Source organism: Roseovarius sp. MMSF_3281 (genome assembly GCF_030733685.1).
Lineage (GTDB): Bacteria > Pseudomonadota > Alphaproteobacteria > Rhodobacterales > Rhodobacteraceae > Roseovarius.
The window spans coordinates 180462-197253 of sequence record NZ_JASHIM010000004.1 but is presented as its reverse complement, the minus strand read 5'-3'; the positions used below and the strand labels follow the sequence as shown (position 1 = coordinate 197253).

The window sequence follows — 16792 nt, the reverse complement described above, 5'->3', positions numbered from 1 at the left end:
GCGAAACGTCGGTATTGCGTCTTGATGTACCTGCACCCGAGGCACGGTGATGGAGGGGCAGCGCGTCCTGATTACCGGGGGTGGATCGGGCATCGGCCAACGACTGGCCGAGCGGTTTGCCGAGGCGGGAGCACGCATCGCACTCTGTGATGCGGACCCGGCGGCGATTGCCCGGCTTGAGGCCGCCCACCCCGAGATGATCGCCGCCCATGCGGATGTGACCGACGAGGCCCAAATGGGCCGGTTCCTGGATCAAGTCGAGGCGCAATGGGGCGGGGTCGATGTGGTCTGTGCCAATGCAGGCACCGGCGGCCCGGCTGGCCGGATCGAGGATCTGGACTATGACGCTTGGCAGGCCTGTATCGGGGTGAATCTGCACGGGGCGTTCCTGACTTGCCGGTGGGCCGCAACGCTGATGCGGCAACAGGGCGCGGGGCTGATCCTTCTGACCTCGTCCACGTCCGGCCTGCACGGCGTGCCCTACCGGGCACCCTATGTGGCGGCGAAATGGGGGCTTGTGGGCCTGACCAAAACGCTGGCGATGGAGCTTGGCCCGGCTGGCGTACGCGTCAACGCCATTGCCCCCGGTGCCGTAGAGGGTGAGCGGATGGAACGCGTGGTCGCCATGGAGGCCAAGGCCAGCGGCAGGCCCGAAGCAGAGGTGCGCGAGATTTACGCCAAGGGCAGCAGCCTGCGCACTTGGGTCAGTGCCGATGATCTGGCCGATATGGCGCTTTTCCTTGCCTCGCCCTCCGCGTCCAAAGTCAGCGGTCAGGTTATGGCGGTGGATGGCCATACGGAGAGCATGGTGTGATGGGGACCGGGCCGCTCAGCAGGCGCTTGCGCGCCTTTCTCACGAGTGGCGCCGCCTTGGTCGCCCTGGCCCTGGCAGGCTGCATGGCACCCTCTGCCCCCAAGCAGCGCGACGTGGCGCAACCGCTGTCCATCACCACCCGAGCCGCCCCCGACTTGTGGCAAGGCACATGGCACCTACGCGCGGCCAGCCCGGGGGCGGATGGTATCAGCGCATTCCGCTTTGCGCCCGGTCGGATCACTCCTACTTGCGCCCCGGCCTGCGGCACAGGCTGGCAGGTGTCTCCTATCGGGACCAACCGCTGGCGCTTGGACGGACCCCATGGCGAGACACGCGAACTGTGGTTGATCTGGATAGACGACAGCGGGCGCACCGCCGCCTTCGGAGAGCCTGCGGGCGGCTACGCATGGGTCTTGGATCGCAGCGCCACGGGCGGGGCCGACCGCATCCGCGCCGCACGCGAGATTTTGGAATTCAACGGATATGACGCGGGCCAGATAGCCCTGCGCTAAGGACAAAAGGGAAGAACCATGAGCAAAACAGCAGCCATTATCGGCGGGGGTGTTATCGGCGGCGGATGGGCCGCACGGTTTTTGCTGAACGGCTGGAACCTGCGGGTCTTTGACCCGGACCCCGAGGCCAAGCGCAAGATTGACGACGTTTTGGGAAATGCCCGCCATGCACTTCCCATGCTTTACGATTGCGCCCTGCCCGCTGAAGGCACGCTGACATTCTGCGACAGCATTGCCGAGGCCGTCACCGGGGCCGATTGGGTGCAGGAAAGCGTAAGTGAACGGCTGGAATTAAAGCACAAGGTTTTTGCCGAGATCCAAGAGGCGGATTCGGGCGTTCTGATCGGATCATCCACCAGTGGCTTCATGCCCTCGCAACTGCAAGAGGGGGCCAAGGATCCAGGCCGCATCATGGTCACGCACCCTTTCAACCCCGTCTACCTGATGCCGCTGATTGAGGTCGTCCCCTCGCCCGCGACGGATGCGCAAGCGGTTGAGGCGGCCAGTGAGATGCTGACCTCGCTTGGCCTTTACCCTTTGAAAGTCCGCAAGGAGATCGACGCCCATATCGCGGACCGTTTTCTCGAGGCGGTCTGGCGCGAGGCGCTGTGGCTGGTCAAGGATGGCATTGCCACCACCGAGGAGATCGACAACGCGATCCGCTATGGGTTTGGCCTACGGTGGGGGCAAATGGGTCTTTTCGAAACCTACCGCGTGGCGGGCGGCGAGGCAGGCATGCGGCATTTCATGGCGCAGTTCGGCCCGGCCCTGCAATGGCCATGGACCAAGCTGATGGATGTGCCGGAGTTCACCGATGAACTGGTGGATATGATCGCCGATCAATCGGATGCACAATCGGGCCACCTGTCGATCCGCGATCTGGAGCGCAAGCGGGATGGCAACCTTGTGGCAATGATCCGGGCGCTTCGGCAACAGGGTAATGCCGCCGGGCGGTTGGTGAATGATCACCAAAACAGCCTACGGCAGACTCCCGAGGCCGCCGCGCCACTGATCACCCAAGACCGCGTGGTACCCGCCGATTGGACCGACATGAACGGCCATATGAACGAAGGCCGCTATGGCCAGATTTTCAGCGATGCCGCCGAGGTGGTGATGGCCATGGTGGGGGCCGATGAGGAATATGTGGCGCGCGGCATGAGCTATTTCACGGTGGAAACCACGGTGAAGTACCTGGCCGAGACCCATGCCGGGGAGCGCGTGGCGGTGGAAACCGAGGTGACCGAGGGAGCCGGCAAGAAGTTGCGGTGTTTCCATAGGATGAAACGCAAAAGCGATGGTGAGGTCATGGCCACCTGCGATCAGTTGATGCTGCATGTGAGTCTTGAGACCCGCCGCACCTGTGAGCCGCCCGAGGATGTGGCGGAGCGCGTGGCAAAATTGGCGGCTTTGGCCGGGGAGGCGTGAGATGCAATTTGGATTGACCAACGAACAGGAGATGATTGTCTCGACCGTGCGGAGCTTTGTCGAGAAGGAAATTTACCCCTACGAGGCCGAGGTGGAGCGCAGCGGCGAGGTGCGCGCGGACCTGGCCGAGGCGATCAAGCAAAAGACCATTGATTTGGGGTTCTACGCTTGCAACTTCCCAGAAGAGGTGGGCGGTGCGGGGCTGAGCCACTTGGAATTTGCCCTTGTCGAGCGCGAGTTGGGACGTGGTTCCATGGCGCTGACGCATTTCTTTGGGCGACCGCAGAATATCCTGATGGCCTGTGAAGGCGAGCAGCGGGAGCGGTATTTGCTGCCTGCGGTGCGGGGGGAACGGATGGATGCGCTCGCCATGACCGAACCCGACGCAGGATCGGACGTGCGGGGCATGAAATGCAGCGCACGGCGTGATGGCGGCGATTGGGTGCTCAATGGCACAAAGCATTTCATCTCGGGCGCGGATCACGCCGATTTCGTGATCGTCTTCGTGGCGACGGGTGAGGATGACACGCCCAAGGGGCCGAAAAAGCGGATCACCACCTTTTTGGTGGATCGTGGCACGCCGGGCTTCACCATAAGGGATGGCTATCATTCGGTAAGTCACCGGGGCTACAAGAACATGGTGCTGGAATTCGATGACTGCCGCCTGCCCGATGCGCAGGTTCTGGGCGAAGTGGACGGTGGTTTCGAAGTGATGAACGAATGGCTTTACGCCACGCGGATCACCGTGGCCACGATGAGCGTCGGGCGCGCAAGGCGGTGCTTTGATCTGGCCCTTGCACATGCCGCCGAGCGAAAGCAGTTCGGTCAACCCATCGGCAAGTTTCAGGGCGTGGGCTTCCAGATCGCCGATATGATAACCGAGATCGACGCGGCAGATTGGCTAACGCTGGCCGCCGCCTGGCGCTTGGATCAGGGCCTGCCTGCCAACCGCGAGATTGCCTCGGCGAAACTCTATGCCACCGAAATGCTGGCGCGGGTCACCGATGCGGCGCTGCAACTGCATGGCGGTATGGGCCTGATGGACGATCTGCCGATTGAACGCTTCTGGCGCGATGCGCGGGTCGAACGTATCTGGGATGGCACCAGCGAGATCCAGCGCCATATCATCAGCCGCGAGTTGCTGCGCCCCTTGGGAGCCTGAATCCAGCCATGGCTCGAATAGATTTTATGCCTCCGGCGGGGATATTTTCAGCCAGAAGAAACGGGGGACGGGAAATGCCCCCTCCCCCGTTGATGGAAACGCGAAAGCACGCTTCTCCTGGCGCGGTCATCGGCATCCCTGCCTGTACCGCCCCAAGACAGTCACACACCAATATTAACGGAGCGTTACCCCTGCTTCTTCTGGCGAAAATTTCCCCGCCGAAGGCATCCCCGCTCTCCACAGGCGAAGGTTTTCAGCATGACGCACCCGCTTGATCGTTTGCTCAGGCCCAAGTCGATCGCCGTTGTCGGCGGCGGGGCATGGTGTGCTTCGGTGGTGGAGCAATGTCGCAAGATGGGCTTTGCCGGGGATATATGGCCAGTGCATCCCAAACGGGATGAGGTTGGCGGAATCCCGGCCTTCGCAGGCCTTGAAGATTTGCCGCGCGCGCCCGATGCCGCGTTCATAGGTGTTAACCGGAACGCCACGATCGAAAGTGTGCGTCTGCTTCGCGAGATGGGCGCCGGCGGGGCGGTCTGTTTTGCCAGCGGGTTTCGTGAGGCCCAGGCCGAGACCGGCGATGGCGAGGGGTTGCAGGCCGACCTGCTGGAAGCCGCCGGGAAGATGCCGATTATCGGGCCTAATTGCTATGGCTTCATCAACTATCTGGACCGCGCCCTTTTGTGGCCCGATCAGCATGGCGGCGTGCCGGTGGATCGCGGTGTTGCGATCCTGACCCAAAGCTCCAACATCGCGATCAACCTGACCATGCAGGCACGCGGTTTGCCCTTGGCATATGTCTTGACGGCCGGCAATCAGGCACAGCAGGGCTTGGCGGAATTGGGGGTTGCGGCGTTGCAAGACGACCGGGTGACGGCGCTTGGACTGCACATCGAAGGGATAGGCGATCTTAGGGCCTTCGAGCGTTTGGCAACCGAGGCCAAACGCTTGAACAAATCCATCGTGGCAATCAAGGCGGGCCGCTCGGATCAGGCACGGGCGGCCGCGATTTCCCATACGGCATCCTTGACCGGAAGCGATGCGGGGGCGCGGGCGCTTTTGGCGCGGTTGGGGATTGCGCAGGTAGAGAACCTGCCCGCATTTCTGGAGACCTTGAAATTAATACATTTTAACGGCGCTTTGCAGTCCAACAAGGTGGTCTCGATCTCTTGTTCGGGCGGCGAGGCAAGCCTGATGGCCGACACGGCGGACGGGCATGAATTGGCGTTTCCGCCCTTGAGCGCGGTACAGGCCACACGCCTGCGCGAGGTCTTGGGGCCAATGGTCGCCCTTGCCAACCCCTTGGATTACCACACCTTTATCTGGGACAATGTGGACAAGATGGCCGCTTGCATTGCCGCCGCACTTGACGGCGAGGCCGCGATTGGCTGTTTGATCGTGGACTACCCCAGAGCGGACCGATGTGACCCGGCGGCATGGGACTGCACGATCGAGGCAGGCGCGCGCGCGACCAAGGCCGCGGGAAAGCCGTTAACCATCGTTACCACCCTGCCGGAATCCCTGCCCGAGGAAGTGGCGGCGCAGATTGCGGCCGCGGGGATGATCCCGATGCACAGTTTGGACGACACGCTCGTGGCCATCGGCCGCGCCGCGTGGCTGGGACAACAGGCCAAAACGTTAACGCCCGTGACCCTGCCCGGCGCGCCTTGCGATCCTGTCACGCTTGGCGAAGCAGAGTCGAAAAAGGCTTTGCAAGACAAGGGCTTGCAAGTTCCAGGATCGCTCAGGGCCGAGCGCGCAGAGGCGCTTGCGGCCTGCCTGGACAAGGTGGGTGGACCGGCGGTGATCAAGGCCGAGGGCCTGGCCCATAAAACCGAGGCCGGCGGCGTGGTTTTCGTGGGCGAGAACAAGGAGCAAGCCATTGAAACCGCAGGGGAAATGCCCTGCACCTCATGGCTTGTCGAAGAACGGATCGAGGACGCGGCGGCCGAGCTTTTGGTGGGCGTGCTGCGCGACCCGGCGCATGGCTTTGTCCTGACGCTTGGGGCGGGCGGGGTTTGGACAGAAATCCTGCAAGACAGCACATCGCTTTTGCTGCCCACAACGGCAGAGGGTATCCGTAACGCACTGTCACAATTGAAGATTTACCCGTTGTTGACCGGCTATCGCGGCAGCGCCCCGGCGGATATCGACGCCATTGTCAGGGCGGTCGAGGCCGTGCAGGAATACGTGACAGAATACGCAGCAGAAATCGAAGAAGTCGAGGTTAACCCATTGCTGGCCTGCCCGAACCGGGCGGTGGCGGTGGATGCCCTCATCAGAAAGGGAGAGGCGAGATGAGCGACGTGGTGAAAACAGACCGCAGGGGGCATGTTCTGGAGGTGACTTTGGACCGGCCCAAGGCAAATGCGATCGACCTGCACACCAGCCGTTTGTTAGGAAATGTCTTTAAGGATTTCCGCGACGATCCAGAGCTTCGCGTGGCGATCATCACCGGCGCGGGTGAGAAATTTTTCTGTCCCGGCTGGGACTTGAAGGCCGCGGCCGATGGCGACGCGGTGGATGGCGATTATGGCGTCGGCGGCTTTGGCGGCTTGCAGGAGTTAAGAGGTCTTAACAAGCCGATCATCGCGGCGGTGAACGGGATCTGCTGTGGTGGCGGCCTGGAATGGGCGCTTTCGGCGGATATCATCCTTGCCGCCGATCACGCGCAATTCGCCCTGCCCGAGATCAGATCGGGCACCGTGGCGGATGCCGCAAGTGTCAAGCTGCCCAAGCGCATCCCCTATCATATCGCCATGGAAATGCTGCTGACGGGGCGGTGGATCGAGGCCGAGGAGGCGCATCGCTGGGGCATGGTCAATCACCTCTATCCCTCTGATACACTTATGGAAAAAGCCCGCGAGATGGCCGACCTTCTGGCCAGCGGGCCGCCCTTGGTATACGCGGCGATCAAGGAGGTCGTGCGCGAGGCCGAGGCGTTAACCTTTCACGATGCAATGAACCGGATCACCAAGCGGCAATTCGCCTCTGTCGACGTGCTTTACGACTCGGAGGATCAGCTTGAGGGCGCCCGCGCTTTTGCGGAGAAACGCGATCCGGTCTGGAAAGGGCGTTAACCTTCGTACGAGTCGTACGTTAACCATGGTGGTTTCGTACGAAACTCGGCCCGCCTGTCGGGGGAAACGTACAATTCGTACGTTTTGTACGCCTGTTTTGTACAGGAATCGGGGCGACGCGCCGGGCCGATGTACAATTTGTGCATAGAGCCCGCCACGCCAACGATTTCTTAACCCCTGTCTGTCACTCTCCCCCCTGCGAGGCGATTTGCGCGAGGGTTTTGGACAGTGACAGCAAGCACCACAAACCAACAAAGGCCCCGGTGGGCACCGGGGCCTTTGCTGTGGCTTTATCGTGCTTTGGCGTGGTGTGCCGGGCTAAAGCGTTCCGCCTTTAACCTGCGACATCGGCGAAAGGTGGAACGCGTGCAACGATTGAGCAGGGCACTGCCTTTCGCGAAAATCCGTGATCCAGGTTTTTCGCGAAACGCTTTAGTTGGTTATGATCTCCGGCCCCATGAAGGTATTGGGCAGGACGGTCGAGAACCACGGCACATAGGTGATCAGGATCAGGAACACGAAAAGCACCGCAAGGAAGGGAAGCGCGGCGCGCACCACGGCCATCATCGGCATCCCCGCCACGCCGGAGGTAACAAAGAGGTTAAGGCCCACCGGCGGGGTGATCATGCCGATCTCCATGTTGACCACCATGATGATGCCAAGGTGAATGGGATCGATGCCCAGTTCGATGGCAATGGGAAAGACCAGCGGCGCGACAATGACCAGAAGGCCCGAAGGCTCCATGAACTGCCCGCCGATGAGCAGGATCACGTTGACGATCACGAGGAACATTACCGGCCCGAACCCCGCCGAGAGCATCGCCGAGGCGATCTGCTGCGGGATTTGTTCATCGGTCAGCACGTGCTTGAGGATCAACGCGTTGGCGATGACGAACAGCAGGGTCACCGTCAGTTTGCCAGCCTCAAGCAGCGTGTGCTTGGTGTCGGGATGGACGAAGGCCGTCAGGAGCGCCTGCGGCTTCCTGAAAAGCGAGGTGTTGCGCGCCTCGCCTTCGGTCGCCAGCGGCCCCATGTCCTTGTAGACGAAGCTGGCGATGAAGAAGGCATAGACCGCGGCCACGGCGGCGGCTTCGGTGGGGGTGAAGATGCCACCATAGATGCCGCCAAGGATGATCACGATCAGGAAAAGGCCCCATCCCGCCTCGCGCCCCGAGGCCCAGATTTCGCCCCAGCCTTGCCAATCACCCTTGGGCAGGTTCTTGACCCTGGCCATGACATAGATCGCCGTCATCAACATGAGGCCCGCCATAAGGCCGGGGATGACACCCGCAAGAAACATCCGGCCCACCGAGACCTCGACCGCGGCGGCATAGACCACCATGACGATGGAGGGCGGAATCAGGATGCCCAGCGTCCCGGCGTTACAGATCACACCGGCGGCGAAATCCTTGGAATACCCCACCTGGCGCATGCCGGCGATGACGATCGTCCCGATGGCCACCACGGTTGCGGGCGAAGACCCCGAGAGCGCGGCAAAGAGCATACAGGCAAAGACCCCGGCGATGGCCAGCCCCCCCGGAAGGTGACCGACACAGGCAATCGAGAAGCGGATGATCCGTTGCGCCACGCCGCCCGTCGTCATGAAACTGGAGGCAAGGATGAAAAAGGGGATCGCCAGAAGGGTGAAATGCCCCTCGAAGGCCTCGAAAAGCGTTTGCGCGATAGAGGCCAGCGAGCTTTCGGAAAACCACAGCAGGAAGAGCGTGGAGGACAGGCCCAGCGACACCGCGATTGGCACACCGACCAGCAAAAGGCCGATGACCATGACAAAAAGAAGGACGACTTCCATCAGTTCTGTTCCCCGTTTTCATTTGCGTGGCCGGCGCGCGCCTCTTCGAGTTCATCCTCGACCTCGTGGCTGGCGACAAGGCGGTCGGCCTCGCCGCGCAGGATGCGCAGGGCCGCCTGGGTGAAGCGGAAGACCAGCAGCGCCATGGAGACCGGCAGCACGATATAGGGAATGGCCTTCGGGATTTTCTCGTAGCTTTCGCCGTAGTTCAGAAGGTCTTCGAGAAAGCGCAGGGGCGCCACCATGGGGATATCCTGCACCTCGTACCAGCCCTGGCCGCGGGCGGACCACTCAAAGCCGGTCGGGAACCAGCGGCCCGTGGTGGGCGGCAGTTCGGCGAAGACGGCCCAGTAATCATAGGCGCCTTTGAGCAGGAGCAGCGAGAACACCAGGCAACAAGCGACCGAGAACAGGCCCATCACCCGGCGCACCGGGGGCGAGACCATGTTGACGATGGCATCGACACCGAGGTGCGCGTGTTTCTTGACCGCGTAGGATGCGCCCAGAAGCACCAGCCAGCCGAACATGAATACGGTCAGTTCGAGCGCCCAGAGAATGTTGGAATTGAACAGGTACCGGGCAACGACATTGGCGAAGGTCACCACCGTCATCAGGCCCAGAAGCGTGGCGATGATCGTTTCCTCGATCTTGTCGCCGAAGCTGCGTGCGGTTTGCATTTGCCCCCTCCCGCGGATTGGGTGTGAAAAGGGCGGGCCCATTGCCACAGGCCCGCCCCAAGCCTTGCGTGTCAGGACACGCGCGGCGGTTTACATGCTGGCGTTGATCTCTTGCGCGGCGTCGATGTTTTCCTGGCCGACGTCATCCTTGAATTGCTCCCAGACGGGCTTCATCACTTCGACCCACGCCGCGCGCTGTTCGGCGGTCAGCTGACGCACCTCGCCACCGGCATCGACGATCGCCTGCTTGGCCTCCTGGTTGACCTTGGCCGACTCGCTGTTGCGGGTGGTGGTCACTTCGTCAAGGATGGTGAGGAACTGCTCGCGCACGTCCTCGTCCAGACCGTTGAGCCAGTCGATGTTGGTCACGACAAGATAGTCGATGATGCCGTGGTTGGTCTCGGTGATCCCGTCCTGCACCTCGAAGAACTTCTTGCCGTAGATGTTGGACCAGGTGTTTTCCTGACCGTCGACAACACCCTGTTGCAGCGCGCCGTAAACCTCGGAGAAGGCCATTTTCTGCGGGCTGCCGCCGATGGCTTCCATTTGCGCGACAAGCACGTCGGAGGACTGCACGCGGAACTTGAGGCCTTCGGCATCCGAGGGTTCGATCAGCGGCACGTTGGCCGACATCTGCTTCATGCCGTTGTGCCAGTAGGCGAGCCCCTGCAGGCCGCGGCGCTGCATGGAATCGAGCAGGGCCTGACCGTTGTCGGAGGCCTGGAAAGCATCCACGGCGTTGATGTCCTTGAACATGAAGGGCAGGTCAAACAGGCGGAACTGCTTGGTGAACTTCTCGAACTTCGACAGCGAGGGCGCGGCGAGTTGCACATCGCCCTGAAGCATGGCTTCGAGCACCTTGTTGTCGTTGTAGAGCGTGGAGTTCGGGAAGACCTCCATGCACATCTTGCCGTCCATCTCCTCGTTCACGCGCTTTTCCAGCAGCGAGGCGGCGATGCCCTTGGGGTGCTTGTCGGTGTTGGTGACGTGGCTGAACTTGACGACGATTTCACCATCGTCACAGGCAGCGGAAACGGCGGTGGCCGAAACACTCAGGGCCAGCGCCGTGGCAGCGGCTGTCAGGAATTTCATCGGTGTCTCCTCCCATATCTTGAGACGTTGCAATCAGCGCCCCAGGGGCGCGACGGGCAGAGATTTTCGCATGGCGGCTATTCGCTCAAGTCATGGCGATAAAAAAATGGAAGATTTTGAAATCCTAAATGAATTCAACAGGATATATCAAAATACCCAACCGGGCGGCGATGCTGCATGGCGGCATTGTGCGGGATCTCGCACGGTATTTCAGCAAACTGTGCGGATTTCCGCACACGACTCATGCCCGCTTGGGCAAGGCTTTTCGAAAAGCCTTGGGCCACGCGATTTCGAAATCGCGTCGGAAAGCGCCTTGCAAGGCGCTTGGCCAAGGTGTTTCGAAAGACCTTGGTGGGTCAGCCGCGTTTGAAATCCTCGGGTTTCAAACCGTAGCGGGCCAGTTTGTCGTAAAACGTCTTGCGCGGCAGCTTGAGGGCCTTGGCCGCCTGCGCGGCGCGGCCGTTCTGACGGCCAAGTGCCGCGGCCAGAAGCGAGCGTTCGACGCGGGCCATTTGTTCGGCAAGGCCCAGTTCGGCGGCGCCCTGGGTTTCTTCGGGCATACCAAGGGTAAAGCGCATCGCCGCCGACATGAGGGACCGGGCGTTGCCCGGCCAATCCTGCGCCATGAGGTTCGAAAGATGCTCAGGCGGGATTTCCGGCGTGGGCAGGCCCGCCTGTTCGGCGGCTTGCGCCACGTAGTGGCGAAACAGCACCGGGATATCCTCGGGCCGTTCCGAGAGGGCCGGAATGCGTACCGGCATGACGTCAAGGCGGTAGTAAAGTTCGGCGTTGAAGCGGCCTTCTTGGGCGGCGGCGGCCAGATCGGAGGTTGTGCCGGCGATCACCCGGGCGGTGCCACCGGCCTCAAGCCGTTCCAGAAGGCTGTATTGCGCGGCATCGGGAAGGGCCGCGATTTCATCGAGGAACAGGCTGCCGGTCTGGGCCGCGGCAAGGCTGTCGTTGAGCGCGGCAACATCCAGCGAGGCGGCGGGCCGTTTGACGAAAGGGCCCGAGGCGTTCGGGGTTATCAGGTGGATGACCTCGGCCACCTTGGACACCCCTGCGCCGGGCGGGCCGGTGACCAGAACCTCGGCCCCCGCGCGGGCCACGGCACGGACCCGGGCGCGCAGCCCTTCAGCCAGTTGCGAGGTGCCAAAAAGCATGCGCGCCGCCGGATCGCCGGTTTCAAGCTGATGCTTGAGGCGGCGGTTTTCCATGACCAGCGCCCGGGTTTGCAAGGCGCGATGCAGCACCGGCAACAGGTCATCGGGTGCGCATGGTTTTTCAAGGAAGTCGAAGGCGCCCTGTGCCATGGCCTCGACCGCCATGGGAATATCGCCCTCGCCGGTCAGCAGGATCACCGGCAAGTCGGGATCAAGCCCATGGGTGTGGCGCAACAGGTGGAACCCATCGCGCCCGGGCATGCGGATATCCGACAGGATCACGCCTTCGAAATCGCGGGCGATGTGATCCTTGGCCTCGATGAAGGAGCCGCAGGGGACCGGGGTGAGATCGTTGAGTTCCAGCGTTTGGGTCAGCGCCTCGCGCACGGCGGCGTCATCATCGACCAGCAGGATCTTATGCGGTTCGGGCGTCATTCGGCGGCCTCTTGCGCGGGGGGTGTTTCAAGGGCGGCTTCCAGTTCGATGCGGAAGGCGGCGCCGCCCTGGGGCGTGTTGCGCCCCTTGATATCGCCGCCGAAGCTTTGCACCAAGCCGTAAGAGATCGACAGGCCAAGGCCCATGCCTTCGGTGCTGCCGACCTCCTTGGTGGAATAGAAGGGGTCGAATATCTTTTCCGGCTCGTCGATGCCGGGGCCGGTATCCTGAACTTCGACCACCACCGGGTTGCCCGGGGTGACGGTGATGCTGATTTCCTTTGTGGGGCTGTGCGACATGGCGTCGGCGGCGTTTGAGATCAGGTTGATGAGCACCTGCCCAAGCCGGACCTCGCCGCCCATGACGTAGACCGGGGCCTGGGGCGGGGCCCAGTGGACGGTGACACCATCGGCTTCGAGCCGCGCCTCGGAGAGTTCGAGGACCTGTTCGATCACGGTGACGATATCCACCCGCGCCACCGGCTCGCTTTCCTGTTTGGCGAAGGCGCGCAGGTTGCGGATGATCCGCGCCATGCGGGCGGCCAGCGCCGAAATGCGGGTCAGGTTTTCGCCGGCTTTCTCGGGCTTGGCGCGGTCAAGGAATTGCGCGCCGTTGTCGGCGTATTGGCGGATGGCCATCAGGGGTTGGTTCAACTCGTGGCTGATCCCGGCGGAGATTTGGCCAAGCGCCGAAAGCTTGCCCGCCTGCACCAAGTCGTCCTGCGCCTTTTTCAGGGCCGCTTCGGCCTCGAGCCGTTCGCGGATTTCGCGGCGCAGGGCGCGGTTGGTGACGGTCAGTTCCCCGGTACGTTCGGTGACCCGCTGTTCAAGCTGGGCATTGGCGCGGGCCAGCGTGCGGCGGCGTTCGGTGATTTGCAGGATGACCGCGCCGAAGGCGAGGCAGATCACGGCGAACATAAGGCTTTGCAGCGCGGCAAGGCGCCGGGCCGGGGCCACGTTGATCAGGACATGGCCGGTCATGTCGATTACCGGCAGGTCTTGCGTCAGGTGCAGCGCGCGTTTGGGCAGGTAATCGCCCCAGTCGATTTTCCAGACCTCGTGACCGGCGATGTCATGGGTGGTGAAATCGGGCGCGGGGGCGTTGGCAGGGCTGTAGCCGGGGCCATCATCACGGGCCCGCCAGAAAAGCAGTTCGGAGCGGTTGGAGACAAAGATTTCGTCCTTTTCCTCGGTGAAGAAGACAGGCGGCTGGCCACCGATCCAGTCCCATTCCAGTTCGGCGATATCGACCAGGACGATCAGCGCGCCGCGCACCAGCCCATCGGCTGCAAAGGCCGGCGCGGCGTAGATGTAGGCCCGGCCGCCCCGTGCGCCCAACCGTCCATAGCCCACGCCCAGCGCGCCGTTGATCGCACGGGTGAAGGCGGGGATTTGCGCGGGGTCGCGCGGGGCATTCCCCGCTTGGGCCAGAATACGGCCGCTGGCATCGACATAGGCCAGCCCCATGGCCCCGGTTTTATCCGCCGCTTCGAGCAGGAGGGCACGGGCCGCTTGCGCATCGCGCCCCGCCGAGACCCGCGCCAAGGTGGGGTGGTCGGCCATGAGCACGGCAAGTTCCTGATAGCGGCGCAACTGGCCGGTGAAGCGGTCGGAAGCCAGCGCAAGGTCGGCGCGCCCCTGTTTTTCCAACTGGTCGAGCGCTTGGCCATAGCCATAGCGCCAAATGCCCGCCGCACAGAGGGCGACGACTGTGACAAAGAGGGCTATGACCGCAAGGCGCAGGCGGGAGTCGGACGTCATGGCGTTTGTTTTAGCAACGCTTGCCGGGGGTTGACCAGTTTTTCGGCGCACGCGGTTCAGGCGGCAGGCAGGGTGACGGTGAAACGGCTGCCCTGCCCCGGGGTGGAACTGGCCGAAATCTCGCCCCCCACGCGGGAGACCAACCGTTGACTGATCGACAGGCCGAGGCCGGTGCCTTCGGCCTGTTTGGTGGTAAAGAACGGGTCGAAAATGCGCTTGAGGACATCCGGCGCGATACCGCGCCCGGTATCTGACACCACGACCCGGACCATGCCACCGGCATCAGAAACCGTGATCTGCAAATCCCCGCCGTCAGGCATGGCATGGACGGCGTTGATGGTCAGGTTGACGATCACCTGCTGTAGCTCGGTACGCGAGATCGCAACCTGCCGGTCGCTTTGGAAATCGGTCGTGACCTCGACGCCCGCCTTCTCGGTCTGGTGCGCGGTCAGCACAAGGCAATCGCGGACCACATCGGCAGGATAGATCAGCGCGCCTTCGCCCGAGTATTCCTCGGGGCGGGCGAACTGCAGGAGTTTCGAGACGATCACCCCGATGCGGTAGATTTGATCGTCGATCAATTTGAACTCGGTCTTGACCTTTTCCGCCTCGGCCTCGGCCAGGAGGCTACGGGCGACATCCAGATTGCCTTGGATCACGGCCACGGGATTGTTGATTTCATGGGCGACGCTGGCGGTGATTTCGCCCACGGTGGCCAGTTTTTCGGACATGATGAGTTGCTCGGTGGTGTCTTCGAGCTTGCGGTTCGCCTCGCGCAGGTCTTGGGTGCGTTCCTCGACCTTGCGTTCAAGGCTTTCGGCCCAGTCGCGCAATTGCTTGTCGCGTTCCTGGACCTGGTCAAGGAGGTCGTCTAGGTGGCCCGCCACCTGAGCAATCTCGCCGCTATCGCCGGTGGGGCCGTTGCGGGCCGCCAGATCGCCGCCTTCGACGCGGGCGATGGTTTTGGTCATGGATTCCAGCGGGCCGAAGATGCGCCCGGCCCAGCGCAGGAAAATCGGAATAGACAGCCCGGCAATGGCCAGAAAGATCAGGCCCATCGTGAGGGCGGAGCGGGTTTTCGCCTCGCGAAACGGGGTTTCGAGGAAGCCAACGTAGAGCATGCCGACGCGCTTGCCGAAACTGTCGGTGATGGGTTGGTAGGCCGAGATATACCAATCGTTGACCACGAAGGCCCGGTCAAGCCATGTGCGCCCCTCGCCCAGAACCCGCGCGCGGACCTCGGCAGAAACGCGGGTGCCCAGCGCGCGGACATCCTCGAAAAGGCGCACGTTGGTAGAGACGCGGACATCTTCAAGGAACAGGGTGGCGGTGCCTTGGCTGCCGTCGGGCAGGCTTTGATCGCGGTAGACGAGGTTGTTGATGGTGTCGATGAAATCGAGGTTGCGATTGAGAAGATGCCCCCCCACAAGCGCGCCGGGGCGGCCATCGGGCAGGACCACGGGCGCGGCGGAGTGGATCACCATGCCGCGGTCTTCGACGGTGCGGTCGGTGGGCACGGCGGCGCGCGTGGGGACCAGTTGGATCGCCGCCTGTTGGCCAAGACCAAGGTCAAGCGCGGTAAGGGTGTCTTGATCCATGATGTCCACGACACTGCCCCATTGCGCCCCGTCAAGCGCGGTTGCGACCACCGGCCAATCACCGGGGCGCAGGCCCTCGGGGCCGGTGGTGCCATCGGTGAGATAGAGAAAATCAAGCCCCAGGTTGTTGCGCGCCGCGCGCAGGTGGGCGCGGCGGTCGGCGGGGCGGCTCATCACATCGCGCAGCTTAGCCGATTGAGCCAGCGCATCCAGACGTTCACCCGAATTTTCCAGCAAGCGTTGCAGGTATTGATCGGCGATGGTCAGGTCGCCGTTGACCTTGGTGATCAGAAGTTCATCCACCCGGCCCGTCCAGCGGGCAATCGCCCCTCCCAGAAGCAGGGGCATGAGCACCAGCATCGGCAAGAGCGCGATGACCAGAAGGCGCATTCGGACCGATTGGAACAGCGAGCGGAAAAACGTCATGCGGGCCATAATGACCCAAGCGGCGCGAGGATAAAGGGGTTTTTGGCTGCCGGAGGGTTAGATATCGGCAGAGCCCGAGACCAGTTCGGACAAATCCTTGGAGGCGGCGCGCATATCGTCGAGATAATTCAGTGCCTCGTCGATGGAAATACGCTGCGACGGGGCGTGGAAGGCCAAGGTGGCCATGAGCCTGTCGTTCTTATCCATGATCGGCACCGCAAGCGCGATCATGTCGGGCATGAATTCCTCGCGGTCGAGGGAATAGCCCTGTTTGCGGATCACGCGGAGTTCTTCGAAAAGATCGTCATGTTGGGTCAGGGTGTTGGGGGTTTTCGCCTCAAGGTCGATGCTTTCAAGGTATTTGACCACATGGGCGCGGGCCAAGGAGCTAAGGTACATCTTGCCGCTGGCGGTGCAGTAAAAGGGCACGCGAGTGCCGATGGGAAGCTGGATGCGCAGGGGCCATTCGGTTTCGACGCGTTCCAGATAGGTCATGGCATCGCGATCCGGCAGGGCGATGTTGCAGGTCTCGCCGATTTCACGGCTCAGGCGTTTGAGGATGGCCTGCCGTGCCGTACGGATGCGTAGAGAGGATATCACCCCGCCGGCCATGGTGCGCAGGCGGGGCCCCGGTGAATAGGTCCGCCCATCAAGGTCACGCTGGAGGAAGCCCTCTTCCTCCAGCGTGTTGAACAGGCGGTGAATGGTCGGCTTGGGCAGACCGAGGTGCATGTTCACATCGGTCGGCGTGACGGGAACGCCCGCGCGGGCGATCTCTTCGATCACCATGAGCAACCTGAGGTTGGTTGGTATGGTTTCCGATTTATCCCCGTCCATGC

At 62.5% G+C, this 16792-nt stretch carries 13 protein-coding genes; 6 read left to right on the top strand and 7 right to left on the bottom strand.

The genetic code is table 11. The features are described from left to right. Positions 1–49 precede the first annotated feature (49 nt). The 6 genes from RBB32_RS07230 to RBB32_RS07205 all read left to right on the top strand — a co-directional run bounded on the left by RBB32_RS07230 (position 50) and on the right by RBB32_RS07205 (position 6993). On the top strand, positions 50–814 hold the full coding sequence (locus RBB32_RS07230; RefSeq protein WP_306152036.1) for an SDR family oxidoreductase: 765 nt from the start codon (positions 50–52) through the stop codon (positions 812–814). An 83-nt stretch (positions 815–897) separates the two neighbouring features. Next, positions 898–1326 carry a lipocalin family protein gene (locus RBB32_RS07225; RefSeq protein ID WP_306152035.1) on the top strand — a complete coding sequence of 143 codons (429 nt, stop codon included), beginning with the start codon at positions 898–900 and terminating at the stop codon, positions 1324–1326. Between the two features lie 18 nt (positions 1327–1344). Continuing rightward, on the top strand, positions 1345–2751 hold the full coding sequence (locus tag RBB32_RS07220) for a carnitine 3-dehydrogenase (RefSeq protein ID WP_306152034.1): 1407 nt from the start codon (positions 1345–1347) through the stop codon (positions 2749–2751). A gap of 1 nt (position 2752) precedes the next feature. After that, positions 2753–3913: an acyl-CoA dehydrogenase family protein gene (locus RBB32_RS07215; RefSeq protein ID WP_306152033.1), complete on the top strand. Its 1161-nt coding sequence runs from the start codon at positions 2753–2755 to the stop codon at positions 3911–3913. A gap of 258 nt (positions 3914–4171) precedes the next feature. Next, positions 4172–6214 (top strand): acetate--CoA ligase family protein, encoded by a 2043-nt coding sequence (locus RBB32_RS07210; RefSeq protein WP_306152032.1) that lies wholly within the window; start codon positions 4172–4174, stop codon positions 6212–6214. Continuing rightward, on the top strand, positions 6211–6993 hold the full coding sequence (locus RBB32_RS07205) for a carnitinyl-CoA dehydratase (protein ID WP_306152031.1): 783 nt from the start codon (positions 6211–6213) through the stop codon (positions 6991–6993). Before RBB32_RS07210 ends, RBB32_RS07205 begins: the two co-directional genes overlap by 4 nt. A gap of 432 nt (positions 6994–7425) precedes the next feature. Here RBB32_RS07205 and RBB32_RS07200 read toward each other — a convergent pair whose 3' ends face one another. The 7 genes from RBB32_RS07200 to RBB32_RS07170 all read right to left on the bottom strand — a co-directional run bounded on the left by RBB32_RS07200 (position 7426) and on the right by RBB32_RS07170 (position 16790). Continuing rightward, on the bottom strand, positions 7426–8802 hold the full coding sequence (locus RBB32_RS07200; RefSeq protein WP_306152030.1) for a TRAP transporter large permease: 1377 nt from the start codon (positions 8800–8802) through the stop codon (positions 7426–7428). Further along, positions 8802–9479 carry a TRAP transporter small permease gene (locus RBB32_RS07195; protein WP_306152029.1) on the bottom strand — a complete coding sequence of 226 codons (678 nt, stop codon included), beginning with the start codon at positions 9477–9479 and terminating at the stop codon, positions 8802–8804. Before RBB32_RS07195 ends, RBB32_RS07200 begins: the two co-directional genes overlap by 1 nt. Before the next feature lie 90 nt (positions 9480–9569). Further along, positions 9570–10571 (bottom strand): DctP family TRAP transporter solute-binding subunit, encoded by a 1002-nt coding sequence (locus RBB32_RS07190; RefSeq protein WP_306152028.1) that lies wholly within the window; start codon positions 10569–10571, stop codon positions 9570–9572. 356 nt (positions 10572–10927) lie between these two features. Next, positions 10928–12169, bottom strand: a complete 1242-nt coding sequence (locus RBB32_RS07185) for a sigma-54 dependent transcriptional regulator (protein WP_306152027.1) — start codon at positions 12167–12169, stop codon at positions 10928–10930. After that, positions 12166–13929, bottom strand: a complete 1764-nt coding sequence (locus RBB32_RS07180) for an ATP-binding protein (RefSeq protein WP_306152026.1) — start codon at positions 13927–13929, stop codon at positions 12166–12168. Before RBB32_RS07180 ends, RBB32_RS07185 begins: the two co-directional genes overlap by 4 nt. A gap of 56 nt (positions 13930–13985) precedes the next feature. Continuing rightward, positions 13986–15953 carry an ATP-binding protein gene (locus tag RBB32_RS07175; protein WP_306152025.1) on the bottom strand — a complete coding sequence of 656 codons (1968 nt, stop codon included), beginning with the start codon at positions 15951–15953 and terminating at the stop codon, positions 13986–13988. 57 nt (positions 15954–16010) lie between these two features. Then, a complete protein-coding gene (locus RBB32_RS07170) occupies positions 16011–16790 on the bottom strand; it encodes an IclR family transcriptional regulator (RefSeq protein WP_306152024.1) in 780 nt (259 codons plus the stop codon). Positions 16791–16792: the final 2 nt, after the last annotated feature.